The organism is Paenibacillus sp. FSL E2-8871, assembly GCF_038000345.1.
Lineage (GTDB): Bacteria > Bacillota > Bacilli > Paenibacillales > Paenibacillaceae > Paenibacillus_AQ.
Window position 1 is genome coordinate 5,907,447 of the sequence record NZ_JBBOBV010000001.1, and the last position, 25,022, is coordinate 5,932,468.

Annotated in this window: 26 protein-coding genes; 19 read left to right on the plus strand and 7 right to left on the minus strand. The window is 43.6% G+C overall.

Annotated features, from left to right (window positions below; translation table 11 throughout):
* Window positions 1–20: 20 nt before the first annotated feature.
* The 10 genes from NYE25_RS26490 (at window position 21) to NYE25_RS26535 (ending at window position 8,817) form a co-directional block, all read left to right on the plus strand.
* A complete protein-coding gene (locus tag NYE25_RS26490) occupies window positions 21–752 on the plus strand; it encodes a ThuA domain-containing protein (protein ID WP_076284004.1) in 732 nt (243 codons plus the stop codon).
* A complete protein-coding gene (locus NYE25_RS26495) occupies window positions 753–1,721 on the plus strand; it encodes a sugar phosphate isomerase/epimerase family protein (RefSeq protein WP_341147250.1) in 969 nt (322 codons plus the stop codon). It begins immediately after the preceding gene.
* Between the two features lie 153 nt (window positions 1,722–1,874).
* Window positions 1,875–2,573: a copper homeostasis protein CutC gene (locus NYE25_RS26500; RefSeq protein ID WP_341147251.1), complete on the plus strand. Its 699-nt coding sequence runs from the start codon at window positions 1,875–1,877 to the stop codon at window positions 2,571–2,573.
* Between the two features lie 149 nt (window positions 2,574–2,722).
* Complete coding sequence (locus NYE25_RS26505) at window positions 2,723–2,857, plus strand: VOC family protein (RefSeq protein WP_341127329.1); 135 nt, start codon at window positions 2,723–2,725, stop codon at window positions 2,855–2,857.
* Window positions 2,858–3,071: 214 nt separating this feature from the next.
* Window positions 3,072–3,989, plus strand: coding sequence for a L,D-transpeptidase family protein (locus NYE25_RS26510; RefSeq protein ID WP_341147252.1), 918 nt, complete (start codon window positions 3,072–3,074; stop codon window positions 3,987–3,989).
* A gap of 380 nt (window positions 3,990–4,369) precedes the next feature.
* Window positions 4,370–6,220: a ribosomal protection-like ABC-F family protein gene (gene abc-f, locus NYE25_RS26515; RefSeq protein WP_341147253.1), complete on the plus strand. Its 1,851-nt coding sequence runs from the start codon at window positions 4,370–4,372 to the stop codon at window positions 6,218–6,220.
* A gap of 153 nt (window positions 6,221–6,373) precedes the next feature.
* Window positions 6,374–6,673: a hypothetical protein gene (locus NYE25_RS26520; protein WP_341147254.1), complete on the plus strand. Its 300-nt coding sequence runs from the start codon at window positions 6,374–6,376 to the stop codon at window positions 6,671–6,673.
* Window positions 6,674–6,856: 183 nt separating this feature from the next.
* Complete coding sequence (locus NYE25_RS26525) at window positions 6,857–7,396, plus strand: RDD family protein (protein WP_341147255.1); 540 nt, start codon at window positions 6,857–6,859, stop codon at window positions 7,394–7,396.
* A gap of 130 nt (window positions 7,397–7,526) precedes the next feature.
* Window positions 7,527–7,961 carry a MarR family winged helix-turn-helix transcriptional regulator gene (locus NYE25_RS26530; protein WP_042185446.1) on the plus strand — a complete coding sequence of 145 codons (435 nt, stop codon included), beginning with the start codon at window positions 7,527–7,529 and terminating at the stop codon, window positions 7,959–7,961.
* 46 nt (window positions 7,962–8,007) lie between these two features.
* Window positions 8,008–8,817 (plus strand): SDR family NAD(P)-dependent oxidoreductase, encoded by an 810-nt coding sequence (locus NYE25_RS26535; protein ID WP_341147256.1) that lies wholly within the window; start codon window positions 8,008–8,010, stop codon window positions 8,815–8,817.
* 86 nt (window positions 8,818–8,903) lie between these two features.
* Here the strand turns inward: NYE25_RS26535 and NYE25_RS26540 are convergent, their stop codons facing one another.
* Genes NYE25_RS26540 through NYE25_RS26550 form a run of 3 tightly spaced genes read right to left on the minus strand, consistent with a single transcriptional unit; the run spans window position 8,904 to window position 12,044 of the window.
* Window positions 8,904–11,207, minus strand: coding sequence for a hypothetical protein (locus NYE25_RS26540; protein ID WP_341147257.1), 2,304 nt, complete (start codon window positions 11,205–11,207; stop codon window positions 8,904–8,906).
* Window positions 11,197–11,553, minus strand: a complete 357-nt coding sequence (locus tag NYE25_RS26545; protein ID WP_339245522.1) for a hypothetical protein — start codon at window positions 11,551–11,553, stop codon at window positions 11,197–11,199. The genes NYE25_RS26540 and NYE25_RS26545 overlap by 11 nt, the downstream gene beginning before the upstream one ends.
* Entirely contained in the window at window positions 11,550–12,044 is a 495-nt protein-coding gene (locus NYE25_RS26550; protein ID WP_445667184.1) for a sigma-70 family RNA polymerase sigma factor, read from the minus strand. The genes NYE25_RS26545 and NYE25_RS26550 overlap by 4 nt, the downstream gene beginning before the upstream one ends.
* Before the next feature lie 316 nt (window positions 12,045–12,360).
* Here NYE25_RS26550 and NYE25_RS26555 point away from each other — a divergent pair, with 316 nt between their 5' ends.
* From NYE25_RS26555 to NYE25_RS26570, 4 genes are all read left to right on the plus strand, one after another.
* Entirely contained in the window at window positions 12,361–13,038 is a 678-nt protein-coding gene (locus NYE25_RS26555) for a YjgB family protein (RefSeq protein ID WP_341049881.1), read from the plus strand.
* Between the two features lie 145 nt (window positions 13,039–13,183).
* Complete coding sequence (locus tag NYE25_RS26560; RefSeq protein ID WP_341147259.1) at window positions 13,184–14,335, plus strand: winged helix-turn-helix domain-containing protein; 1,152 nt, start codon at window positions 13,184–13,186, stop codon at window positions 14,333–14,335.
* An 81-nt stretch (window positions 14,336–14,416) separates the two neighbouring features.
* Window positions 14,417–15,715 (plus strand): MFS transporter, encoded by a 1,299-nt coding sequence (locus NYE25_RS26565; RefSeq protein WP_341147260.1) that lies wholly within the window; start codon window positions 14,417–14,419, stop codon window positions 15,713–15,715.
* A gap of 402 nt (window positions 15,716–16,117) precedes the next feature.
* Window positions 16,118–16,684, plus strand: coding sequence for a histidine phosphatase family protein (locus NYE25_RS26570; protein WP_341147261.1), 567 nt, complete (start codon window positions 16,118–16,120; stop codon window positions 16,682–16,684).
* 76 nt (window positions 16,685–16,760) lie between these two features.
* On the opposite strand, the gene NYE25_RS26575 is transcribed toward NYE25_RS26570, so the two are convergent.
* The 4 genes from NYE25_RS26575 to NYE25_RS26590 form a co-directional block, all read right to left on the minus strand.
* Window positions 16,761–17,543 (minus strand): TatD family hydrolase, encoded by a 783-nt coding sequence (locus NYE25_RS26575; RefSeq protein ID WP_341147262.1) that lies wholly within the window; start codon window positions 17,541–17,543, stop codon window positions 16,761–16,763.
* Window positions 17,540–18,673 carry a copper amine oxidase N-terminal domain-containing protein gene (locus NYE25_RS26580; protein WP_341049873.1) on the minus strand — a complete coding sequence of 378 codons (1,134 nt, stop codon included), beginning with the start codon at window positions 18,671–18,673 and terminating at the stop codon, window positions 17,540–17,542. The genes NYE25_RS26575 and NYE25_RS26580 overlap by 4 nt, the downstream gene beginning before the upstream one ends.
* 103 nt (window positions 18,674–18,776) lie before the next feature.
* Entirely contained in the window at window positions 18,777–19,424 is a 648-nt protein-coding gene (locus tag NYE25_RS26585) for a hypothetical protein (protein ID WP_341147263.1), read from the minus strand.
* A gap of 138 nt (window positions 19,425–19,562) precedes the next feature.
* A complete protein-coding gene (locus NYE25_RS26590; protein ID WP_076284020.1) occupies window positions 19,563–19,982 on the minus strand; it encodes a MarR family winged helix-turn-helix transcriptional regulator in 420 nt (139 codons plus the stop codon).
* Between the two features lie 329 nt (window positions 19,983–20,311).
* Between NYE25_RS26590 and NYE25_RS26595 the strand changes: the two genes are divergently transcribed.
* The 5 genes from NYE25_RS26595 (at window position 20,312) to NYE25_RS26615 (ending at window position 24,917) form a co-directional block, all read left to right on the plus strand.
* Window positions 20,312–20,899 carry a sigma-70 family RNA polymerase sigma factor gene (locus tag NYE25_RS26595; RefSeq protein WP_341147264.1) on the plus strand — a complete coding sequence of 196 codons (588 nt, stop codon included), beginning with the start codon at window positions 20,312–20,314 and terminating at the stop codon, window positions 20,897–20,899.
* Window positions 20,886–21,644 carry a DUF3600 domain-containing protein gene (locus NYE25_RS26600; protein WP_076284024.1) on the plus strand — a complete coding sequence of 253 codons (759 nt, stop codon included), beginning with the start codon at window positions 20,886–20,888 and terminating at the stop codon, window positions 21,642–21,644. Before NYE25_RS26595 ends, NYE25_RS26600 begins: the two co-directional genes overlap by 14 nt.
* Before the next feature lie 256 nt (window positions 21,645–21,900).
* Window positions 21,901–23,301, plus strand: a complete 1,401-nt coding sequence (locus tag NYE25_RS26605) for a helix-turn-helix domain-containing protein (RefSeq protein ID WP_076284025.1) — start codon at window positions 21,901–21,903, stop codon at window positions 23,299–23,301.
* A 122-nt stretch (window positions 23,302–23,423) separates the two neighbouring features.
* On the plus strand, window positions 23,424–23,597 hold the full coding sequence (locus tag NYE25_RS26610) for an aspartyl-phosphate phosphatase Spo0E family protein (protein ID WP_076284026.1): 174 nt from the start codon (window positions 23,424–23,426) through the stop codon (window positions 23,595–23,597).
* A 234-nt stretch (window positions 23,598–23,831) separates the two neighbouring features.
* Window positions 23,832–24,917 carry a LolA family protein gene (locus NYE25_RS26615; RefSeq protein WP_094872533.1) on the plus strand — a complete coding sequence of 362 codons (1,086 nt, stop codon included), beginning with the start codon at window positions 23,832–23,834 and terminating at the stop codon, window positions 24,915–24,917.
* Window positions 24,918–25,022: the final 105 nt, after the last annotated feature.

Below are 25,022 nucleotides of genomic sequence, written 5' to 3' on the forward strand. Positions count from 1 at the left end.
GAACTAGGAGTGTGTCCAAAGTGACCAGAGTAACGGTATGGAATGAATTCCGCCATGAACGGCAGGAAGAGAGAATTCTCAAGGTCTATCCGCAAGGGATTCACGGACAATTGGCAAGCTTCCTTCAGGAAGCTGGACTGGACGCTCAGACAGCTACGCTGGATGAACCGGAGCATGGACTGACACAAGATGTGCTGGATAACACAGATGTACTGATTTGGTGGGGACATGTTGCCCATCAAGAAGTTAGTGATGAGATTGTAAATCGTGTTCACCAAAGAGTGCTTCAAGGCATGGGGCTAGTGGTTCTTCATTCGGGTCATATGTCCAAAATATTCATGAAGTTAATGGGCACCAGCTGTGATCTAAAGTGGCGTGAAGCAGGGGAGAAGGAGCGTCTTTGGGTCATGGACCCAAGTCACCCGATTGCTGAGGGCATTGGTGAATATATCGATTTGGAGCAAGAGGAAATGTACGGAGCACATTTTGATGTGCCAGCACCAGAGAGTCTAATTTTTGTCGGCTGGTTTGAAGGCGGCAATGTGTTCCCAAGCGGATCGACCTATCGTCGTGGGAACGGGAAGATCTTTTATTTCCAACCCGGTCATGAATCTTATCCAACCTATTACAACAAAGAAATCCAACGAGTGATCATCAATGGTGTGAACTGGTGTGCACCAACGAAGCGTGATTATCCAGTTTACGGACATTCTGAAGCTTTGGAGCCAATCAAAGAAAAGGTGGTATTATAAATGAAATTAGGCGTATTTGATCCTGTATTTGGAAGTTTGACTCTCGAAGAGATGCTTGATAAAATCGCTGCTGCTGGTTTGAATGCGGTAGAGATCGGTTCAGGAGGCAATCCCGGAAATGCCCACTGTCCAACAGATGAGCTGCTTGCTAGCGAATCAGCACGTAAGGAATATCTGGAGAAGTTCACGAAACGTGGCATTATGATCAGTGCATTCAGTTGCCATAATAACCCGATTTCGCCGGATAAAGAAGAAGCTCGTGAAGGCGACGAAATTCTGCGTAAGTCGATCAAGCTAGCTTCGCTAATGGGCGTTAAGGTAGTGAACACTTTCTCGGGAACCGCGGGAGACAGCGACGATGCAAAAGCACCGAACTGGCCAGTTACACCCTGGCCTACCGTGTACAGCGATATCAAAACCTGGCAGTGGGAGCATAAACTGATCCCTTACTGGAAGGAAATTGGTAAGTTGGCTGAGGAGCATGGCGTTAAGATCGGTATCGAGCTTCATGGCGGATTCCTCTGCCATACTCCTTACACGATTCTGAAGCTTAGAGAAGCAACCTGTGATGCGATCGGCGCGAATCTAGACCCGAGCCATCTGTGGTGGCAAGGCATCGATCCTGTAGGCGCGATCAAGATTCTTGGTAAAGCTGGTGCGATCCATCATTTCCATGCCAAGGACACGTACCTGGATCAGGACAATATTAATATGTATGGCCTGACGGATATGCAGCCTTACGGCGATGTACAGACCCGCGCATGGACCTTCCGCTCCGTTGGCTGTGGACACAGCATATCTGAATGGTCGGATATCATGAGTGCGCTGCGTACTTACGGTTATGATTATGTGGTCAGCATTGAGCATGAAGACCCTCTTATGACGGTAGACGAAGGCTTCCATCGTGCAGTAACCAATTTGCAATCCATTCTTATTCGCGATCAACCACAAGGTATGTGGTGGGCGTAAGGATAGTTTAAGAACGAAAGGTCTTGATTCTCTAGTATTTGTAGAGGATCAAGATCTTTTTTTGCGTGTTTATATGGATGTGGGTTAGGATAATGTGCGGATGAAGAAAATAGCAGAAAGCAAGGTTCTAAGATGAATGAAGGAGAGACAACAATGTTACTAGAAGTTATTGCTACAACATTAAGTGATGCAGTACTGGCCGAGCGTTATGGAGCTGATCGAATTGAATTGATCACTGGGATCAGTGAAGGGGGATTGACGCCCAGTCTGGGACTTATTGAAAAAGTGCGCAATGCTGTCTCTATCCCGGTCAGGGTAATGGTTAGACCCCATGCCAGATCCTTTTATTATGATAAGGATGATATAGAAACCATGGAGCAGGATATTCAGCATATCGTATCTATCGGCGGGGTATCTGTCGTAATGGGCATGTTACGCCCTGATGGAACAATTGACGAAGAGTCACTTCAAAGGTTACTTCGTACTGCAAAAGGTTTGGAGGTGACATTCCATCGTGCTTTTGATGAAGTGAGGGATCAATTTGAGGCGTTAGAAATATTGATGCGTTATCCTCAAATTACTGACATTCTAACATCAGGAGCCGAGAATACAGCCCCTAAAGGTGCGGAACGTCTTGCTGCGCTGGAGCAGCTTACCTCAAAGCAATCTATATCTATTCTTGCTGGCAGTGGGTTAACGGCAGATTGGTTAAGTGATTTTATAAAACAAACGGGTGTGCGCCGAGTGCATTTCGGTTCAGCCGTTAGAGAAGATGGAGATGCGCTAAAGCCGATAGATCCTCTTCGCTTGCAGGTTGTTCGAAACTTTTTGGATCAAAGAAAAGAGCAGTAACCTCACCGGTACTTATTGATTTCATTCTCCGATAGGCTTGTCCGTTGATTTCGATTTAATTTCCTCATATTGGATGATATTATAAAATCGGAATATGAAATTTACAAATGTTGATCAAGCCAAATATGACAATCGGAGGATGATCTACAGTGAGTAAGGTACAGTTCTCGGTTCAAGTAAGGTTAGTATCCAATCTGGAGCGTTCCAAGGAATTTTACGCTACAGCGTTAAGCTGTGAAGTGAATGATTGGTGGGCGGTACGTGATTGCATTTGGTTCAGGTAAGAAACATTAGTTGTCTAATCATGAAATACTGAGCATATAAAATATAGAGCTGATCTTTGGTTATCCAAAGGTCGGCTTTTTTAATGTGCGTTCACTTGGTTACAGTATTGCAATCTCTGCGTCAAATGTGGGGGACGAGTTGAAAAGAATAGGTACAGGTTGGCATGCAACAAAATTGAAATGATTTCGTCTTTATATATGGAGGTGGAGAAAATTGGGATTTTTCGTTTTTTCGGGTGGCCAGTTTCAATCTTCATTACAGCGGTATGTGAAGCTGATACTTGTGTTTGGGCTTCTGTTCGCTGCATGTTTTACAGGTATGGGAAAGGCGGAAGCTGCTGCTGGATCAGATCTGATTATCGTGAACAAAAAAACAAACAAACTCGCGTATTTCAGTGATGGTAAACTGGTAAAGATCTTTCCAGTCGCAACGGGGAAGTCGAAGGAACTGACGCCCGAAGGCAGCTTCAAAATGGTAGTTAAAGTAAAGAACAGACCCTATTACAAAGAAAAAATACCCGGGGGTGATCCGGCCAATCCACTTGGCGACCGCTGGCTAGGGCTAGAAGTGAACGGAACTTATGGTACCACATATGCGATTCACGGCAATAATAATGAGTCCTCCATAGGAAAGTATGTCAGCGCCGGATGTATTCGAATGCATAATGATGACATCCACTGGCTGTACCCAAAAATAGCTAAAAATACAAGGGTCATTATTACAACAAGCACACTGGCTATGGAGAGTATTGCGACTAAAAATGGGTATTCCGTAGGAAGTAAGATGTTTGCTGGAGCTTTTGAGCTGGATGGAGTCACGACAAAGCTAAAAGATCCTTTTTTAATGGATAACTCCCGTGTATTTGTTCCGCTGAGAGAATCTGTAGCCTTGTTAGGTGGAACTTTACAGAGCAAAGCTGGAACAGGTGCACTGCTAATTACGATAGGAAATCGTACGGTGGCACATCAGCCTTTATCCGATCAGGCTGTTGTAAATGGAAAGACGCTTACGATACCAGCGTCCCGTAATGAAAATGGTCGATTGATGATTCCGCTGAGCATCTTGCCCGAATTATTTGGTATTCAGGTGCAATGGAGTTCACAGTCTCAGTCGGTAAAGATTATTTTATAACTATTCTTGAACTTTTAATTCTGGCTTAAATGGGTATATACTATATTCATTCAAACCAATTCGGACAATGACGGAGGACCACCGACTAATGAATAACTAACACGTTTCCTAGAAGAAGACCATAGAGCTTGTGAAGTGCATATGCACAAGTCACGGATCACCCGTTCAGGGTGATAACGGTCAGGGATACGTGTGTCGGTCGGGAACCTTACGTTGCTTTTATATGAATAGATCTATTGTTTGGTTTACTCTGCACACAGCAGGTGATCACGGCCGTAGTCTATTCATGTTATGGCATATTTCCCCCCCCATCATACGCTATTTGACCGCAGACCGCTGGCTGCGGTTTTTTATTTGCAATATAATCGGAGGAATGAAATATGACCCTAATAAAAGCAAAAAATATACGTAAAGAATGGAACGGGACCCTGTTATTCGAGAAGGTGTCCTTTGAGATATCAGAAGGAGAGCGTGTGCTCTTGTTCGGTCGTAATGGAATCGGCAAAACCACATTACTTAAGGGGCTGATCGGTCGCCTCCTCTTTGAGGAGGGAAGTATCTATCATGGTTTGCCACGTGAGGAATGGGGTGTGCTGGATCAGCAGCTAGAAGTATCCGAAGAAGTGACCGCCTTGGATTACGTAATCGCCGGATCGCCAGAGCTCCCCCAATTGAAGCGCAGGCTTGAAATTCTCAGTCAGAGGTTGCAGGAGCAGAACGACGAGAGTGAAGCGGGATTGGCTGAATACGCCGAAGTGTACGATCAATACTTGCAGCTTGGTGGTTATGACTGGGAGGCAAAAGCGGAAAAATGCTTGAAGCAGCTCAAACTTGAGCGTTCGGTTTGGAATGTGCCGTATCCATCGCTAAGCGGTGGGCAAAAGACACGCGTTCAATTGGCCGCATTGTTAGCTCAGCAGCCGAAGCTGTTGATTCTAGATGAGCCGACGAATCACTTAGATGGAGAAACGATGGAGTGGTTGGAACAATGGGTCCATACCTATCCCGGAACTGTGCTTTATGTTTCGCATGATCGTACGTTCATCGATCGAACGGCGACGGCGTTGCTGGAGCTTAGTCCAGAGGGGTGTCGCCGGTATTCGGGTGGATATACGCAGTATCGGGAGCAGAAGGTGGTAGAGGCGCGAACGCTAGAGGGACAATATAAGAAGCAGGAACAGGAAAAGGAGAAGCTGCTGGAGAGCATCAGAAGGTATTCCGAATGGTTCCAACAGGCACACCGTGCTGCCGGACAGCATGATTTCCTGCGTGCGAAATCAAAGAAGAACGTATCTCGTCTTCATGCGAAGGAAGCTGCACTCGAACGCTTAAATAAGAACCGTGTGGAATTACCACGCGAGACAAGTAAGCTGAAGATGAAGCTGGAAAGTGAAGCGTTTATGGCGGACACTTTGCTGTCACTCCGCGAGATTGATTTTGCATATAAGGGTAGTGCGCCTGTACTGAAAAATTTCAGTTTGACATTGAGTCGAGGCGATCGTCTCGCTATTCTGGGTCCTAATGGTGTCGGTAAGTCTTCTTTGCTGAAGCTGATTGCTGGTATTCATCAACCTAGCAAAGGTGAAGTGCGGCTGCATCCGCGTACAAAGGTTGGTTATTTTGCGCAAGAGCTCGATAATCTAGCGGTGTCGTCCACCATTCTGGATAGTTTGCTTGAACTGCCAGGTATGACCCAAACGGAGGCACGAACGATTCTGGGCTGCTTTTTATTTTCGCGGGAGGATGTCTTTAAACGAATTGGTGATTTAAGTCTGGGGGAGAAATGTCGTGTAGCTTTCCTTAAATTGTACTTTGGAAAAGCTAACCTATTAGTACTGGATGAACCCACCAATTATCTGGACATTGACACTAGGGAACGAGTAGAAGAAGCGCTAAGGGTATATCCGGGAGGAATTGTGATGGTCTCACATGACCGGTACCTTCACACTAAAGTAGCTAATCGTTTGGTAATACTAGCACCGACGCAGGCACCGAAGTTTTTTCAAGGTTCCTATGATGAATACACCTCGAAAGACAGGAGTCGAGTGCTTACCCGTAAAGAACAGGCCCATGAGGACGACCTCGTTCTTCTGCAGCTGCGTCTGAATCAACTGATCCAGAGCGGAACTAGGGATACAGAGGAGGAGAATGAAGCGTTAATGGCGGAAATCGTTAATCTGAGGGCACAGATTCAGGAAATAGAGGGTAAGGAAAAAACTATACACTCATAGGGAAGAACCGACACAACCTAGCTCAGGATAGAAGGTATCTTGGGCTGGGTTGTTTTTTCGAATATTTCGTTAGGAGTCATCACAGTCAAAGTGTATAATTGGATGAATATGGATGTTTTGCATACAGAAAATTTTGAAGGGGAGGCTCTAGAAATGACAAAACTAGGTTCTTTTATATTGGAATTACTTCGAATGTGTGTATTGCTTATGTTGACCTTGTTTATTTTAGGCGGGGTAGAGAGATTTATATATCAATCTATATTTGGTCAGCCTGTGTATAACTGGAGTATGGCGCTCGGGAATTTATTGATATTTTTTATGCTGTATCGGAATCATTTTCAGTTTAAAGGTTGGTGCAAATCGCAGAAAAATCAAAAGCTAACGATCTTCACTACGAGAATCACAATGGTTGTATCGCTAGGACTTATCATCCTGCCGATCGGGCTCGGCTAAGCCTATGTGGATTAGAATCATCAGGGATATGATCAGGAAGCGATACATAGAATAATTGAATTAACGAATAATTTTTCTGATAGACGGGTGATTTTAAAGAATAATAAGGAACTGGAAACCACTATTGAAGAGCGGATAATCAGGATGAATGAATAAAGTAAGCATAGAGAGTGAGGCCCTAAAATGGATAATTATAAAGTTGAACGTTTGGAACAGGAGGATTTCATAGGCTTTTGGAAAAGAGTTCTCGCTACTATTCTTGATCTCCTTATCATTCTGATACCTGCGGTTATTGTATACTGGATATTCAATTCACTAGCTGTATCCTTGCATTCGGAGATTCCCATCATCCTTGAGTATATTTTCTTCGTCGTGTTTGATATTTTTATGATCGTTAGATTTGGCGGAACGCCTGGGAAGCTGGTTTTAAAGATGAAAATTGTCAATCAGCAAGGGAATATCCCAACGTTGAAGGAAGCTCTAATTCGAAATATTTTCCGAATCATTAGTACGATTTTTTCAATGATTGTTGGCGTAAGCCTCTACGATCTCACTGTGATTTCCACCACTCTTAACTTATGGGCACCTTTAGCTACTGACCTCAGTAAAATACTTGGCCTCATCATGCTTGTGGATTATCTATTTGTCGCATTTACTCCCCGTAAACGGGCGCTTCACGATATGATGGCTGGTACTTATGTTGTTGATAAATCCGCAATCTAAAGGATGCTTTTATAAGCATTCTTTTTTTTAATATTTAGTATTTTACTGTTAAATAATTTACTATTAAATATTTTAGTGTTAAAATATATCTCGAAGCAGCTAATAATTATGAATATCTAAGGAGGATGTCTTGGAAAACCCAGATATTTTTAGACTCATACATGCAGTTGAATTATTCACGAATGAAATTATTGTTCGATGGATGAATGCTTTTGACCACAATATTGGGATATCTCCTGTTCTCGTCTTGGGAGAATTGAATAAAAAGGGTCCCCAGAAGCAAACTACTTTGGCTAAGAAGCTAGGTTATACGCCGGGGGCGATGACGAATATTGCCAATCGCTTAATTAAGCAGGAAATGGCCGAGCGCAAATATAACGAGGATGATCGCCGAAATGTACTGCTGTCTATCACGGACAAAGGCAGAGATGTACTGAAGGAAGCACAGCTAAAAGGGCAGGAGCTCCGAGCTGAAATGTTTCAGAAGCTCGATGAAGAAGAACTGCAGCAATTCTTGAAAATCTATGAAAAGTTGTTAACGAGCTTTGATAGCTCTGAAACATAAATGAAGTCATCTAAGAATCTTAATCACATTATAAAGGGGTATGAATATGGGAAGAGTTCAAGGTAAGGTTGCATTAGTAACTGGAGGCGCTTCAGGTATTGGCTTATCAGCCGCTACTTTAATGGCTAGAGAAGGAGCCAAAGTTGTCATCGCCGATTTTAATGTAGAGGCTGCCAAAGAAGCAGCAGCTAAGATTAAAAGTGAAGGTGGAGAGGCGAAAGGTCTTTTCCTGGATGCATCCCAAGCGGATTCGATCAAGGAAGCTGTTGATTTCACAGTCGCTCAGTATGGCACGATTACAGTCTTATTTAACAATGTAGGTCTAACTAATCTGCAAAAAGACCTAGATGTCGTCAACATAGATTTGGAAGAATGGGATCGCTTGATGAATGTGAACACCAAAAGTGTTCTGTTAGGCAGCCGGTTTACCATTCCACATATGATTAAAGCGGGCGGGGGCTCGATCATTAACACAGCTTCCATGTCAGCATTTGCTGGAGATTCATTGCGCACGGCTTATGGCTCCTCTAAGGCAGCTGTTGTGAACCTAACTCGTTACATCGCCACACAATATGGTAAAGATAAGATTCGTTGCAATGGAGTGGCTCCGGGCCTGATCTTAACACCTGCGGCTGCAAGAAATATGCCGCCAGCTGTGCTGGATATTTTCCAGAAGTTCAACGCTCTGCCTTACCATGGAGAAGCGGATGATATCGGAAACACAGTGTTGTTCCTGGCATCGGATGAATCTAAATTCATTACTGGTCAAACGATTGAAGTAGAGGGTGGTCACTATATGTCCAACCCGAGCATTACGGACTTCCAGAATTACATGATGGAAGCTAAAGGTAAATAGAATCATGCGTAATTAAAAAATCCGGTCCATGCTCGTGTTAATCGAGAGGGACCGGATTTTTGTTTGTATAAGTGAGTTAGGCTAAGTTAGCTTACCGCTAAAACAGCCTGTATAAAGGTTTTCAGTGCTGAGGATTTTGTGCTATCAATCCATTGCTTCAGCACATCCGTCTGACCATTTACATACCATCCGAGTTTTTCCTTCAGCTCTTGGTCAAAGTTGTTAGGCTGTTTCGTTCGTTCAGCTATGAGCTGTTTAAGCATTTGCGGCCAACGATACCCATTATGACCGAAGCTGTGTTCGGGGTAATGTTCAGCTAGTGTCATTACAGAAGAGAGCGACTCACCAACGTATAATTCTGCCGCCAAATAGCTGCCAATAAAACGATGGCTGCCATCATGCTCTAGAGCCATAGCGAATTGTTCGCGTGCTTCTTCTAGCTTGCCTTGATGCATGAGAGCTGTAGCATTTATCGAGCGGTCATAGTCATCCCCCTTAGTTTGACTCAGCTCAATGTAGCGGGAATAATACTCGTTATATGATTTCCAGTCCGCATGGTCAAAATAGTACTGTGACAACGTGAAGGCATAATTAGAATAAGGATGCAACTGTATGAGCTTTTGGAGTAGCGGAATTGCCTGATCTTCTAATGAGTCATCCTTCGTCAGGGAGGATTTAGCGAGCATCAGCTTCACAAGCATGTGCAGGGCATGAGCATCCTCTGGATCATCTGCAACATTCTTTTGGTAAATTTCTATGGCTTGATCAGGTTTCTTATTTAGCAATAGTCTATCGGCTGTGGTTAATTCTCGTTCCTTGAGATAGAAGAAGGGCAGATTACCAACGGTGTCTTCGTTCAATCTGTAGCCATTACTGCGGGTAAGCAGATGTCCATCCGCATCAAATGCTTCGATATTCCAAGAAAAGCGTGCTTCAGGATTCATGAACACGAGAAAAGATAGAGGATCAATCGATTCAAAGCCCTCTCCGCCACTGCCGTAGGAGAAACCACTATTGTAATAGAGTTCATCTACTGGAATAGAGACTTGATTGTCCGTGATATGGTCCCGAATCTGCGAACTGAAGGAGCTCCCCACCATTGAGACCCCACCGCTTAAACGATAGTAAGCCGCACCTTCAACAGCCTTCCAGTGGAAATCTACAGACTGACCCGTTATCGTCTCCTGATTAATAGGAGACTGAAGCTCAAGCAGAGGTTGTAGAACAATGCTCTCATTCAACCTATCATCCGGTTTAACTTCAATCCAATCGTCATACTGTACAGGCCAAGTCCATCCGTCGATCTGATCATAGCTAAGTCCAAGCTGCAATTGATAGAAGCCCGGAATCACACCGTGGAATTCGAAACGCCCTTCATCGTCGGTAACGATTCGGTACGGTTCAGCAGCTGTGATGCTGTGATTAACCTCGCTTTCAGCACGGAGAAAAATACCTGCGCGCGAGATTGGTGTCCCATCGCTTCGGGTTAGGGTTCCAGATACGACAGCTGTTGAGGTACTTCCCATATCTACAGCTGACTGAATGGCAGATATTAGCGCTTCAAGCTGCATTTCGGCTTCTGAAGTGCCAATCGTTGGTGCTGAACTTGATGATGAGCCCGCTGCTTCGCTGTCTTTATCAGAGTTACTAATGACAAGACTCATTTGTTTATGAATATCCTGCCAGTATTTTTTGTAGCTCTCCAAGCCATTGGTTACTACGGCAAGGGCTTCCTGCGCTTTGCCTTTCGTGAAGAGCAGGCGCCCGGTAAGCCATGCTTTTTGCGCTTCTAAATCTTTCTGATTCTCGTATGGAAATGTGGTTTGTTCAAGAATAGATTCAGCGGCTGTTGTATCCCCACGATTCAGGGCACGTTCTGCTTGAAGCAGCGCCAGTTCTTTTGCCACGCTAGAATTACTGTCTAACTGTTTCGCGGCGGTGTTTAGCGCTTGATCTCCGTCGTCCCTACGACCAAGAGCATCATATTCGTAGGCAAGCAGCTTAACCGCAAATATACGTGTATTATTCGCTGGCCCATCAAGGATGTATTCCTCTAGCAACGCGATTTTATCCTCTGACAGCAAGCCGGAAATACTCGGTTCATCATGATTCCACTGACTCATAGAGGGGCCAATATTTACGTCGTATCTATAGGGATCGTAGCCGTGCTCCTTATCAATGATATTGGTTTGAATAAGCTCCATACGTTTACTGCCAGTTGTAGACTCTAGCTTTTTCAGAAGTTCTGTACGTGCCAGGTTAGATTGAATAGCTGGGCTTTCCTCCATTTGTGCCTTTGAGGAGGGCAGAAAGTTAAATAGAAGAATGAGCAGGGAGGCAGGGAGTAGCACGAATGAAACTAGATGTTTGACTTTGATCTTAATTCGCATGTCTCTTCACCGCCTGATCATAGATATCCTTCCAGTACGTATTGCCTCCAGCCTCAATAAGTTCACGGTTCGGATGTTGCTGGACGTTTTGTTGTGGTTGATGTTTAACCTCTGGTTGATGCAGAGTCAATGATACGACTAGAATAATGGCACCAATCGCGCCTATAGGTTTCACAGGGATCTCGATTTCTTTATTCCAGAAAGCCAAGAGACGAGCTCCAAAGGTTGGAGGGTGGGTCATCTTGAGGACGCGTTCATGTCCTTCGAAGTGTATGGGTTGTAGTTCTTCATCTAGCTGTTGCTTGATAGCTTCGCGTTTCGTATTCTCCGTGTTCCCCGTATTCATAAGAAATGTCCCTCCTTTTCCAACATCTTTTTTAAGAGTGTCCGTCCTCTAACTAACCGGGATTTAATCGTATTCTCCGGTGTATTCAATTGCTCGGAAATTTCACGGATGCTCATCTCATGAAAGTAATATAACGTCAGACATTCACGGTATACATAATCGAGATTCCTGATGAACTCGGCGAGTCTAACATTATGCCATTCCACCATGAAAAGATCTTCTGCCCCGGCAGTGAAGCCCGCATCATCGCTGGCTTGTAGCTCTGACCCACCCGAGGGGAAAATATTACGCCAGCTCCAAGTCCGTTGCTTCATGCGGCAGCGGTTGACTACGATGCGAATGAGCCAAGCCTTTAACCGTTCCGGATCCTGCAACTGATTCATTTTGGCATAGGCTTGAATAAAAGTATCTTGTCCCGCCTCTTCGGCACTCTGTCGATCTTTGAGCAGTAAGCAAGCGGTTCGGAGCAGCATATCGCCGTAATCGTCCATCAATAGGCGGAGAGCTGACTCATCCTTTGCTTTGATTCTCTCTATAATATTCAGATGAAGCTCCCCTCCCTTTACTAATAAGATGCGGCTTGGAGGATTAAGGTTGCGTTTGTGTGGAATATTTTTACTAAGGGGGAGTATCTCCCGAGATGATGTCCCGTAATTTATTGATGTTCAGCTGATTTGGGTAAATGATATTTAGACCAAGCCAAGCCCTCCTTGGCTGATGAAACTTTTTCATTTCAGTATCGTCTATATTTTCAGTTTCATTTTTTTGCAAGCTGGTTTTGAGCTAACCTACTAAGGAGATGACATCATGTCAGTACAGATTAAATTTTTAGCAGCTTCTATTTTGCTCACAGGAATGATTGGATTAGCTGGATGCAGCTCGAACAATGAGCAAGCTAATTCTGCTTCCCCAACTACGGCGCCAACTGAAACGGTAACAGCAACCGCAGAACCAGAAGTTAGCCCATCAGCCACTCCTTCGGAAACCGCACCAGCAGCGACCACTTCCCCTACGGAGACTAATAAAGATACAGCCAATGCGAATCCGCAGAATAGCGACAAACAACTTCAAGAATTACTTGAGCTTGCTAAAAAGGGTAAGGTGCCCGGTGTTGAATATGCTGCTCATACCGGACTAATTGATGAGGTAGAAGCCGATTGGGGTAAACCTGATCAACAAGAGTCAGCGGGAAAAGGTATTTATGCTACCTACACTGATGAACATGTCGTATTCGGATTCAATAAAGGGAGCCTAATCTTCGATGTTCGTTCCAGTGATGCTGCACTGCAAGAGCTAACACTGAAACAGATCGAGTCCACACTGGGCAAGCCGGATGATACCAAAGTAAACGGTGAGGATAAGATCTACACTTATCAAGCCAATGATCAATTCCAGTTGAAATTCATTATTCCAAACTCGACGGGTAAGGTAGGTCACATCTCTGTTTTTAGTGAACAGGATTCCACTAATAATATGGCTGGATAAGACCAGCAATGGGTGCAAGGAGCAATCATGCAGAGAAATCTGTGGATTGCTCTTTTTGTATGTTTATTTTTAATCTGGAGTACGCCTTGGATGGGCTGATATAATGTAACCAATGAGCGGATTCGGGGGAAAGAGAGGTTCTATCATGCAGCTGGAATTAATCGAAAGTGAATATAAAGTGACCGGAGATGGGATAACGATCGAATTATTCCCTAAAGAATTTACGCTTTTTCAGTTCTTGTACAAAAATAGAGGGCGTACGTTCAGTCGAGAACAACTGCTGGATAAGGTATGGCCCCTAGAATACCCAGTAGAGCGAACGGTAGATGATCATATTTATCGCCTTCGTAAAAAGCTAAGCAAGCTACAAGGCTTGGATATTAAGACTGTTCGTGGATTTGGCTATAGTCTAACGATGCGGGAACCCTCAGTAACTATGACCAATCCGACTACATATGACGCAAAGATGCAAGAGACGATGCGGGAGGTATTCGTAAAATATCATCAATACGGCCAAGGACGATCCATGTTAACTTTAGCGCGACAACAGGATGTTTTGGGTTATGAAATGGATCCGTTCTATTCGATCTATATTCATTTTGTGCAGGGAGATTTGGAATGGCTTCTGAACACAGAGGAAGTTGAGATAGAAGAGCGTTTCTATTCTTTGATGATCTGTTATATATTTTTGGGTGATCCGAAGAAGAAATTAGCGTTCTGTGAGCTAGTCCTTGAGAAAAAGATTCTTTTGCCGCCCCAGCATCGTGAAATGGAGATCCTTAATATTCTGGACTTGTACACATTTGCCGGGCAACCGGAAAAAGCAATAGAACGATTAAAGCTAACGCATGAAGTGATTAAAGAGCCTGGGTATGAGAACTTCATTCCTGTAACGGCCATTTCCGAAATGCTCGTACACTTGTGGATGGGGACAAAAGATCAGGAATTGGAGCGGATGGCAAAAGACATTGAAGTGCTTTTGCAGGAGAAACCTTTTTTGCGTGAGATCGGCAGTTATAAAGTTGCAAGAGGCTTGTGGTGTCTACGGCGCAAGTCTTGGCGTGAAGCAGAGCAGTTATTGGATGAGGCGCTTCAGGTGCTAGAGATGTCAGGATTCGTGCCGATGCGGATATATGCGTTATACCGAATTGTTCACTATTGTAACGAGTTTGCTCCCCAGTCAGCTTTGCATCAGAAATATGCAGATTTATTTGAACGTGAGAAGGAAGAGCGGGGATTCCATCGTTTGGAGCAATCCTTGGAAAACGTGCTTATGAATATCGTGACAGCTCTCTGATAATTCTCTGACAATTCTCCGTTACATTAAGATCATGATTCATATGTTCTTGTTCTTAATCGTAACTTGGAGGAATGTCCGATGAATGCTTCATCACAAGCAGGAACGAGTCTGCTAAAAAACAAAGTGTATATGCGTGTGTACAGCGCATATGCGACAGCCACTTTTGGGGATTGGTTCGATGCACTGGCGATTCAAGTACTCGTAGGGTACCGCTGGCAGGCTAGTCCGTTAATGCTGGCTTTGATTCCAGTCTCCATAGCTTTACCTGGGATTCTGCTCGGCTCCGTGGCGGGGGTAGCCGCTGACCGACTAAATAAGCTAAAGCTAATGCGGATGTGTGACCTACTAACGGCATTGTTAACAGTACTAGTTCTTTTCGCTCCCAATATGGTGTGGCTACTCCCTTTACTGATGTTGCGTGCTGCTATCTCGACGTTAAATGTGCCTGCCCAGCAGTCGATGACCCGCAGTATGGTTAGAGAGGATCAGCTGCTTCAAGCCACTTCACTTAATGGAATCGTAAATCAGGGTTCCAAAATCGCTGGGCCATTGCTGGGTGGTTTTGCATTGTCTGTGTTGACGCCACAGTGGTGTATTTTGATCAATGCTTGTCTCAGAGGCTGTTCTTACTTGCTCCTACTTACTGTTAAAAATAGTGAAGCAGGACAAGTCAGCTCAGAGAGCAAGGGGGATCCAGAGGAGCATGTTTCTCTCCGCACGATGTGGAAGGAAGGCTGGAGCTTTATGCTGCGCAGCAGACTGCTGCTAAACAGCATGCTCTTTGGTTTAGTTGGTGCGTTAGCTATTCAGATGATCGATTTTCAGTTTACAAGTCTATTCAGAATTATCGCACCTGCTGAGGAATCTATGCTGGGCTGGCTTGTCGCGGCAACTGGCGTGGGTGCAATATTGATGATCATGGTCATGAACAAAATGAACCGGGGAACAGGCTACGGCTGGAAGCTAGGTACGGGTTATGCACTTATTGGTGTATCGGTCGGAGGGCTTGGCCTGCTTCAGCCAGGCGTTACTAGCCTTCCTGTATTGCTGCTAGGATTCGTACTGGGTCTCGGAAACGGAATGTTTATGATTACCTTCAATTATTGTTTACAAAAAGAAACTCCCCCGCACATGACAGGGCGTGTGTTCGGTATTCAGAGTACCATTCTTAGCGGAGTTATGATTGGCGCTCCACTCCTCGGTGGAATGCTGGTTCAGGCTGCTGGGCCTAGTCGAATCTTTTTAAACTTTGGTATCGTAATCGCTTTGATAGGTGTGCTTGGGATAGTATTTGGCCGCGTGCTGTGGCCTGTGCAGAAAGAGAAAAGTGATAGCTCAACGGAGCAACCGGGGAAGGTTAAAGTGGTGGAAACTTGAGGCTACAGATTTATTCATAAATAAGCTTGCGAAAGTGGGAGTGAAGGTCAGGCAAACTAGCCAGACTAGAAAGCTTGAGTAGCACAGACTACCTAGCGGGCTTACCTAGCATTTAGTTGCAGAATCTGCAATTAAATGCTGTTCCATCGTTCAAAGCGAACTTTAGTTGTATTTAGTGCAGCTATAAATTGATTTTTTCTCTTTTGGGGTAGAAATGATGGTTTTTAGTTGCAGAAACTACACTTATTTGCTCAGCAGACCTCTTTTTACGCTTAATAGTTGTATAGAGTGCAATTAAGAGATTTCCTAGCTCGCTAGGATCGATTCTTGCCCGTAAGGGATTTTTTTATGAAGGAGTTCGGATAGAACACGAGAAATTGTAGAGGTAGAGGAGGGAAAAGAATGGCAACTTTTATTTATATGGTAAGGCATGGAGAGTCACCCAAACTGCCCGGAGGAACTGAGAGAACACGTGGATTAACAGCGAAGGGGGAGGCGGATGCCCGTAAGATAACGGAGAAATTACGTCTTGAAGGAATTGAAGTCTTTTATTCAAGTCCATATCTTCGGGCTATACATACGGTTTCTGGCTTGGCGCAGGAGTTAGGGGCAGAGATTGAAAGTGTTGAAGATCTTCGGGAAATCCATTTTTCGGATGGAAATATGATCATGCCTGACCAGGAGCTATATCCATTACTGGAAACAATGTTTGCTGATCCAAATTTTGTTCCGGTTGGTGGAGAGTCCATTTATGCGTGTCAGAAGCGATCAGTTAGCGTACTGCAAGATATACTGAAACAACACAGTGGGCAAAAGATTGCGATTGGCACTCACGGTGCAGTCATGACGCTTATGATGAATTATTTTGACGCTAAATATGATCTGGATTTTCTACTACAAACCACAAAGCCGGATATTTATAGAATGGAATTCACAGGCGGAACGTTAGTGGGTGTGGAAAGGTTGTGAACTCCTAAATTGGGATAATGCTGTGATTATTCATAAGGATGGCCTGGCATTCGCTAGGAACCATCCTTTTGTTTATTTACAAGCTATAAAATCGCTTAGTATTCGCAGTTAGTATCTCTTCTGCTTGGCTGGAAGTGTAGCCATGTAGCGCTCCCCAAGCGGCAGCAACATCTCGAATCATAGATGGATGCGTGACTCTACCCGCAAAAGGTCCTTCAAATGGCCAAGGACCATCGGTCTCCGCCATGACAAGCTCTGGGGGATAGCGGCGGGCAAGCTCCTGAATCTCCGTCTCATAAAGGATGTCAGGGGTGAAAGAGATATAGTATCCATTCTTAATCATACGGGCAATGGCTTCTTCGGGTCCCTTGAACCAGTGGAAGTGGGCACGCTTTATACCATGTTTCTCTAATAGATCACAGGCAATCAACGAATCCTCATAGACGGTGTGCAGGACCACTGGTTTATCTATACGGGCGGCAAGCTCAAGCAACTGATCAAGAAGCTGAATGTAAGGCTCCATATCAAAAGCTTCGCCGCGCTCCAGTGCTTCAGCACGCGAATAATAAGGCAGTCCAATTTCACCTACAGCGATAAAATCCTCCCGGTCTTGACGCTCAATCCATTCCAGCAAAGTGGATAACTCAGCGTTCTGCGGTATGGGTTGCTCTGGATGAAAACCATAAGCTGGGCGTACCACTCCGGGATAGGTAGCGGCAAGCTTTTGAGTGCGAACGCAAGAGTCTAAATTCATGGAGACAGCAATCAGGGCTTCGATTCCCAAGTTAGCAATCTCACTCAACATTTGTTCCGAAACCTCAGGCTCATATTGCTCTAAATGTACATGGGCATCAATCATAGCTGCTTACCCAACACATAAGAGGCATACTCCTCATGAGGCTCAAAACGAATGGATTCAGGTTCCATTCCATCATTCCCTGATTTGTAGGAAAAGGTTAATGTGCCAATACTCTCTAAAAATCCAATATAAACATTGGTTTCAGCTTTCAGCTTGCCTTCTTCTACCATGTAGTAAGTCACAGCACCAATCCCGGCTTTTTCGCCAAGATTGCTATCCTCGCCACGATCCGGATAACGCATAGTAACTATAGATGGAGTGGAACCTTTTACCTGAATTTGAATTAAGGCATCGCCTTTTTCATTGGAGATTTTTGAGGTAACAAATGCTGAGACAGCTTTATCCGCGGATGGTATATTCATTTCTTTCCACTGGTCAGGCTTTATGACGTGAAGCTCCTGCATAGATATGCCCGTACCTGTTCCTAGCCACAGTATGACAACAACTTCTTCCTGCCCATCCTGATCTATATCGGCATAATGAATCTCAGGAGTGTAACCTAACAATCTTGGTGCTTCCCAATTAAACGTATGCTTGTTACCGTTCACCTCTACAACAAATCCTTCGTAGGTACCGCCATTTTTGAGGGCAGTATACAGCTTAACTTGGTCATTTTCTGTAGCAATCGCGAGAGGTTCGCTGGGTGTTCTTACGGTAGTACTAACATCCCCTGATGTAATGGAAACTTCATTTTGCGAGGCATTCAGCTGCGCAGTGGCACCAGAGAGAGAGTTTAGAGAGTCTGCCGGAATATAAAAAATACCATTTCGTAGAATTGCAGGTCCCCCCAGCTCATTTTGATAACCGTCACCTTGCATATACTCATTACCTGGCTTCAAAACATATTTACTGCTTCCATCAGAGATGGTTAAGGTTTTCGTAGCATTATCCCATTGTTGTTCAGATGAGTAGTACTCCATGAGTACTTTTGCAGGTACATAGACCTTATCACCTGAGAAAAAAGGTGGGAGAGAAGGAAGAACGGTTTCTCCATCAACGATTAGCTTCAGTGGTGCTTCAGTAGTTTGTGTTTGGTTAATTGCCATTGTTGTATCCATATCTATAGATGCCGATGCTCCGCATCCGGCTAAAAAGAGCGTGATAGCTCCGATTACGATGATTTTATTCATAATTACCTCCGAGGATTAAGTCCAGTCCTCTTAAGTATAGATTAAATCAGCGCGTAGTAGGTCACTTTCTGTAAACAAAGCAGAGACAAGGTTGTTACGTTTGCTATTTATTTAAAAATACGGTCCGAGCAACTTGTGATTTAGGGTCTACCGTTAGACTTTTGGTATAGCGGATCTCCCCAATAGAACAACCCGGTCCGATGATAATATCTTCACCGCAGACGAGATCTGCTGTCGTTCGATATAACATGATGCTAGTCCCTTCAATCGTTTTGCAGGTAAGCTTCCGGAAGTAGGGGATTAGCGCATTCATTAGCTTCAAAGATGGCTTAACAGTAATGGTCCCGCTAGATTTTATGACATCGATTGTGCTTCTGTTTCCTAAACGTAGCTCAATGGATGATTCAGCAGTTAACCTATGAATCTTCACAGCACCTTCGGCATAAAAGGTTTCGAGTGCAGCATCTTGTGCTGCAGAAAAGTATCCAGACGATTGCAGTCTGTCTGCCTGGATGTGTTGAACACGTAGTCCTCCCAGATTAATAACCTGTTCGGCTCTACAATGACCTCCAATCGAACAATCACCAGATACTTTTAACTTAGCGGTAGTAACATTCTTCTGTGCACTTAAATGGCCGACAACATCGATGGTATCCGCACGAACATCTTCTTTGAGGGTCAGTGAACCTCTTACTTTCAGCGGTGGACCGATCATTTCCTGGCGTTCAAAAAGATCATTAGCATTGGACATTTACAGGGGCCGCCTTTCAAAAAAATATTTTAATAATTAAAATATATAATCATTATAATATATAGTCAATATAGTATTTTGGGCATAAAAAAACTGCCGTCAGTTTCCTGACAGGCAGCATATTTAACCCAAAAGCTTTTAGTTCATCATTTTATCCATTAGCACATTTATTTGTTCTAAGGTTCCTGAAATTTTATCCAAATCCGAGGTAGGAAAGGCTTCAAAGATATGGAGAATCCGCTGATGCCCTTGTTCTGTAAGGACAATGTTGACGACTCTGCGATCCTCCTTCGTCCGCACACGTTCGATAAGACCGGCATCTTCCAACTTATCGCACATCGAGGAAGCGGCTCCTGGTGTAATAATGAATCGTTCGGAGATGTCAGTAATGTTCAAGCTACCTATAAGCCTGAGCTGGAACAGCAGAAGGATCTGATTGTGAGTCAGGGTCTCCTGCTTGGTGATCATATCAATGAAGAACTGGGATTTCTGCTGCACATTTGCCATAGATTCCATAACCTTATGGATAGCATATTGTTTATCTTGCTCTGTGCTCATAGCCACGCTCCAATTTACTTTAGTTCCTAAAATATATAGAAGCTATAATAAGCTTGTCAAGTTAAGGGGTTCTCTCTTCTTTATAGTATCTTGTAATGGAATTGGAATTATTGCGTATTAACAGTCGAATTTACTTAGCTAAGTAAAATTTTGCTGGAAAGGAGAGTTTGAGTGATGCCAGAGCGCGTGGTGCTTGGTCCATAACGGCGGTCAAACCACTTGAACCTGATGCAGCTCAAAAGGCTGGGTTTAATTCGTTAAAATAAATCGAACGATATCTCTTTGATTTACCAATATATAGTGTAAGACCGAAGGAGGGATTGAGAGGGATGAAACATCCAAATGAATATTCTCAGCTCATTGCGCTTACGCTAGCCGGCAGTCGTGAAGCGTATGGTGAGCTATATGAAGCAACGATCCGGGATGTGTATCAGACCGTTCATTTCCTCGTTCGCGAAACCTCCGATGTGGATGATATCGTTCAGGAGATTTACATTCAGGTGCACCGTTCTCTTGAACAATTTGACGTAAACCGCCCCTTTAAGCCTTGGCTGATGGGAGTGGTCATGCGGCAAATTCATGCCTATCGAAGAAAGAGATGGACGCATCTCCGAATGGTGAAAAAAATAGAACAAACAGATCGAATGCTGGAGCATGATTTCACGAGTGATGTTGTGGACAGGTTATCTAACCGCCGCCTGCTAGCAAGTGTAGATCGTCTTCCATTTAAGCTGAAGCAGGTGATTATTCTGCATTATTTAAACGAATATTCACAGGAAGAAAGTGCTGCGATACTGGGTATTCCGCTCGGAACCGTGAAATCCCGTATTCACGCTGCACTGCAGAAGCTTCGTCAGAAGCCAGACAATCATACTCTTTTTAAGGGAAAGGTGGAGGACCTGCATGAATTTCAATGAAGAGTTACGGACAGTTCTGCAGGAAGAGGCGAGAAATATAAGTGCCCCACCGGAACTGAAGGAGCAAATATTAAATAGGGCCGTGGCCAAACAAGGGGGAAGACGTATGAAGAAATGGCTCGTGGCAAGTATTATGGCGGCTGCACTATTAATTCCTACTGGAGCTTATGCCGGATATCATTATTTGGCAGACAACATGTATGGATCCCCAGCAACTGCTGCTACGATAGGAGTAACCCAGCAACAATATGACAGGCTTGAAGCCAAACTGCAAAACGCGAAGCAAAGCTTTGACGAAGAGGAATTCACAAAGCTGATGTCCTTACTAGAGGAATTGGGATCTTATAATCTGCAAATGGCCGATGCTGAAGGCGTCTTTCACCTAGAACAGTTAGGTGTGAAGGACCAGAAGGCATATAAAGAGTTACAGGCTAAGCTTGAACCATATTTCGAACAAATAAATGAAGCGAAAACATCAAAGAAATCAGTGCAATCCGTAGATCGTGATGCTTTCTGGAATGGCTTGCTTGAAAAAGCTGAACAGAGGCTTACTAAAAAAGAGTTTGAGGAGATCGAACGATTAATCATAGACTTACAAAGCTATGATGCTAAGGTATTTGATGCAGATGGCAGTGTTCATATGGATCGGCTTTCGAAAGAAGAGATTCAAAACCAAGAGAAGTTAATTGAAATGCTAGACCCTTATATTAAAAAGCTGGATATGATGATTAAACCTAGCTCTTAGTTGAATTTAAATGCATGTATTGAATAACTATCGATAGCAATATCATAAGAAAAACCATCAGAAAAGGTCTATTACACCTTGTATTCTGGTGGTTTTTATCTTTTACTAATCTAAAGTCTATACATTGATCACCGAATAATTGCATAATGAAAAGGAATAGAAAAAAAGTATTTGACCACTGGAATAATTAGACATATATTTATTAAAATGCTATTTGCTTATCTATGAATTATGTTGGCGGAAGGTGGCTTTGATCATGAAGCAGATGACCATTCGTGCAGAACTGGCAGACTATCTCAAGAAGCAGGGGATAACGATCAATCAGTTCGCAGAGGTGTCTAAGGTAAATTCAGGCACGATCAGTAATATCATCAATGGGAATCGCCCGATAGCCATGCAACAATTAGATCGGATTACAGAAGGTATGGGATTAGAAGAAGGCTGCTACTATGATTTGTATGTGGATGAGTGTTTTGTTCACTCCAATCCGAATTGGAGACGTCTTCGGCCATTTCTATATCGCTGTGCAGAGCTGGATAAGCTGGAATGTATTGCACGGGTAGTTGGGATCATGATGGATAGCTTATCTTATACGCCTTCGTTATTTGATACTGCAGAAGATTTTTTTACGCTAGGGAAGCACAAAGCAGCAGCGATGTTATATCAGAGTGTGGCTGAGAGTGAGAAGTATCAACATTCAGAGCGGCTGGCCCTTTGCCAATACAGGCTATTCACGATCGCTTTGGGTGAAGATCGGGATGCTAATTTGCGAGCAGCTGTGCAATTTGAAGGATTTGTTAACCGGCTTGATGAGGTGGACCAGCTTGATGCGCTGAAAGATTTGGCGAATACATATAGTGCTTTACGACATTGGGACAAGGTAATGGCAATGGCTAAGGAAATGGGGAATAAAGCAACAATTCAATATCATGCTAAATACGATCGTGCCAGAAAAAGCAGGCTTCAAAAGGAACCTGAAATACCACTATTCTCATATATTCAATACTCTTACATGTTACGTTCAGTAGTTTATAGAGAGCTAGGAGATTATGATAGGGCTTTACATTATGTTAACATGTATATGGATATGAACTGGATTCGGGAAGACACGGAAGAAGCTTTGCAGCTTATGAATCAAAGTATGGAGTGGGCACGGGCTAATATTAACTTGCTGCGAATTTTAAAAGGGGATATAACGGTGCTGCCGGAATATGTGGCATACCTTGAACAAAGGGAGGAAGAGATCCTCTCAGGTCTGTTCAAAATCCTTCAAGCAGCTAATTATTACCAATTTAACGTGGATGATATTCTTCTGCAGTTTGAGGGAAAAATATCAGATTGTAAAGACCGTCATCAGCTAGAGATTAGATCCTATAATCAACAAATCTTCGAAGATAGGTATACCAACTTGATGGCTGAGATAGCGTTTTATTATATAAGAAGAAATAAATATGAGATTAGTATAAAGTATATAATGGAAAGTTTAGAATATTCAGTAAAAATCAATAGCGAATCATGTATTATAAAATGTGTTGGAATGTTCGAAGAGCTTCGTCATACGGTATCTTTAGAAACGCAAAAAGAATACCGAAACCTAATTAGTAAGGTGCAGCGAATCAACGAAAAGAAAAATGGCTTTGTTGTTAGCAGTGCATAGTAACGTAATTATTACCTTCCTTCTAGTATTTATTAGAATCATTTCTTTATAGTACTGCACTTATTTGTAAAATATAGAATTTGACATATACCTCTAGTATATTAATTTGAGGAGGTAGTGTAATGAATAATCCAGAAATTATCCAAAAGAGAATAGAGGGTGCTAGAGCCAAACTTTATTTAATGGAAAGGGAATACGGTGGATTGTTACATCCAAATGTGATCAGACAGTCGATGAGGTTGGATGAATTAATCAATCAGTACAATAAAGCAATACATAGTGATAATGAGAGTTGAAACAAGAAACTGATCGTATAATTTTCTCTCTATTCAAAAGATAAGACCTACATAATGTTATTACATTTCTGTATAAAACATAAAGCCAGCGCTATGCGTGGGCTTTTTTTGTTTGTATGTTCCTAAAAAATAAATCTAACTCCCAGCTTGTCATGCCCGTCTGCATATTGCGGCCAAGTCCCTCATAGACATGTACTAATCAATGCATTCAAAACAGGTTAAGGGGATGATGTCATGCGCCGGACAATATGGGTACTCGCGATCATTATGAGCGTGGCCCTGGTGATGACGGGGTGCGGGAAGAAGGATGCCGCTTCCGTGGTCAAGGATTTGAACAATGTGGCCGACAAGTTGGAGAGTAAGCAGGGAACGTACCAAGCTTCAGGCATTATGACCCTATTCACCGGCGAGCAGCCGCAGGAGTATAAGGTAGAGGTATGGTACAAGAACCCTTCTTATTACCGGATCAGCTTGGCGAATGTACAGAAGGATATTACGCAGATCGTGCTTCGTAATGATGAGGGAGTGTTCGTACTTACACCAAGTATGAATAAGAGCTTCCGCTTCCAGAGTGATTGGCCGGACAATCAAGGTCAGGTTTATTTGTATCAGACACTAGTTCGGGGCATCGTCTCGGATAACAATCGTCAATTTGTGGAAGATGGAGATAACTATGTGTTTGAGGTAGCTGCGAATTATCAGAGCAATGCCCTTGTGCGGCAGAAGATTTGGCTGGATAAAAAGACTTATGAGCCTAAACAGGTTCAAGTCTCTGATTCTGAAGCCAAGGTAGTTGTAGACGTGAAGTTTGACACCTTTAAATTCGATACAGATTTCACTAAGGATTCCTTTGATATGCAAAAGAATATGACTACAGGTGCTGCTTCAGAAAGTACAGTAGCTCAGGTTGACGAAAATGGAAATCCGGTTGTAGTTCCTGAGGGTCAGGAGCAAGAGGGGCAACCTGTCGCTGCTGAGCTGGGTGACTTTGGTATCATCGAACCGGGGTACGTACCGGCAGGTGTCGAGTTGAAGGACTCTCATAAAATGGAGGGGAACAAGGATCATGCTGTTCTCATCCGGTATGATGGGGTTTATCAATACACCATTATGGAAGCCCGTCCATTGGACCGTGCAGTAGCATTGGCTCCTGGAACGCTGATAGATCTTGGTTTTACCGCAGGACTTCTGAGTGGTGATGAGCAGCAGACTTTGACTTGGATGTCTGAGGGTATAGAATATCGAATTACAAGTGCTAATCTTCCTGTTAACGAAATGATGCAAATTGCCGCTTCTATGGAGGCACAATCGGGTAAATAATATAAAGTAGGCGGATACTGCGTTTTGTGGGATTCTTTCCTCTACAACGTAGTATCCGCCTTTCTATATTTGCCAGCGCTCCAGCCGCTTTGAACTGAAGCGAAA

Excerpts from the sequence above, each read along its gene's own strand:
- NYE25_RS26495 (WP_341147250.1), top strand. The coding sequence starts at position 753 with ATGAAATTAGGCGTATTTGATCCTGTATTTGGAAGTTTGACTCTCGAA.
- NYE25_RS26500 (WP_341147251.1), top strand. The coding sequence starts at position 1,875 with ATGTTACTAGAAGTTATTGCTACAACATTAAGTGATGCAGTACTGGCC.
- abc-f (WP_341147253.1), top strand. The coding sequence starts at position 4,370 with ATGACCCTAATAAAAGCAAAAAATATACGTAAAGAATGGAACGGGACC.
- NYE25_RS26520 (WP_341147254.1), top strand. The coding sequence starts at position 6,374 with ATGACAAAACTAGGTTCTTTTATATTGGAATTACTTCGAATGTGTGTA.
- NYE25_RS26525 (WP_341147255.1), top strand. The coding sequence starts at position 6,857 with ATGGATAATTATAAAGTTGAACGTTTGGAACAGGAGGATTTCATAGGC.
- NYE25_RS26535 (WP_341147256.1), top strand. The coding sequence starts at position 8,008 with ATGGGAAGAGTTCAAGGTAAGGTTGCATTAGTAACTGGAGGCGCTTCA.
- NYE25_RS26540 (WP_341147257.1), bottom strand. The coding sequence starts at position 11,207 with ATGCGAATTAAGATCAAAGTCAAACATCTAGTTTCATTCGTGCTACTC.
- NYE25_RS26545 (WP_339245522.1), bottom strand. The coding sequence starts at position 11,553 with ATGAATACGGGGAACACGGAGAATACGAAACGCGAAGCTATCAAGCAA.
- NYE25_RS26550 (WP_445667184.1), bottom strand. The coding sequence starts at position 12,044 with ATGGACGATTACGGCGATATGCTGCTCCGAACCGCTTGCTTACTGCTC.
- NYE25_RS26555 (WP_341049881.1), top strand. The coding sequence starts at position 12,361 with ATGTCAGTACAGATTAAATTTTTAGCAGCTTCTATTTTGCTCACAGGA.
- NYE25_RS26560 (WP_341147259.1), top strand. The coding sequence starts at position 13,184 with ATGCAGCTGGAATTAATCGAAAGTGAATATAAAGTGACCGGAGATGGG.
- NYE25_RS26565 (WP_341147260.1), top strand. The coding sequence starts at position 14,417 with ATGAATGCTTCATCACAAGCAGGAACGAGTCTGCTAAAAAACAAAGTG.
- NYE25_RS26570 (WP_341147261.1), top strand. The coding sequence starts at position 16,118 with ATGGCAACTTTTATTTATATGGTAAGGCATGGAGAGTCACCCAAACTG.
- NYE25_RS26575 (WP_341147262.1), bottom strand. The coding sequence starts at position 17,543 with ATGATTGATGCCCATGTACATTTAGAGCAATATGAGCCTGAGGTTTCG.
- NYE25_RS26580 (WP_341049873.1), bottom strand. The coding sequence starts at position 18,673 with ATGAATAAAATCATCGTAATCGGAGCTATCACGCTCTTTTTAGCCGGA.
- NYE25_RS26585 (WP_341147263.1), bottom strand. The coding sequence starts at position 19,424 with ATGTCCAATGCTAATGATCTTTTTGAACGCCAGGAAATGATCGGTCCA.
- NYE25_RS26590 (WP_076284020.1), bottom strand. The coding sequence starts at position 19,982 with ATGAGCACAGAGCAAGATAAACAATATGCTATCCATAAGGTTATGGAA.
- NYE25_RS26595 (WP_341147264.1), top strand. The coding sequence starts at position 20,312 with ATGAAACATCCAAATGAATATTCTCAGCTCATTGCGCTTACGCTAGCC.
- NYE25_RS26600 (WP_076284024.1), top strand. The coding sequence starts at position 20,886 with ATGAATTTCAATGAAGAGTTACGGACAGTTCTGCAGGAAGAGGCGAGA.
- NYE25_RS26605 (WP_076284025.1), top strand. The coding sequence starts at position 21,901 with ATGAAGCAGATGACCATTCGTGCAGAACTGGCAGACTATCTCAAGAAG.
- NYE25_RS26610 (WP_076284026.1), top strand. The coding sequence starts at position 23,424 with ATGAATAATCCAGAAATTATCCAAAAGAGAATAGAGGGTGCTAGAGCC.
- NYE25_RS26615 (WP_094872533.1), top strand. The coding sequence starts at position 23,832 with ATGCGCCGGACAATATGGGTACTCGCGATCATTATGAGCGTGGCCCTG.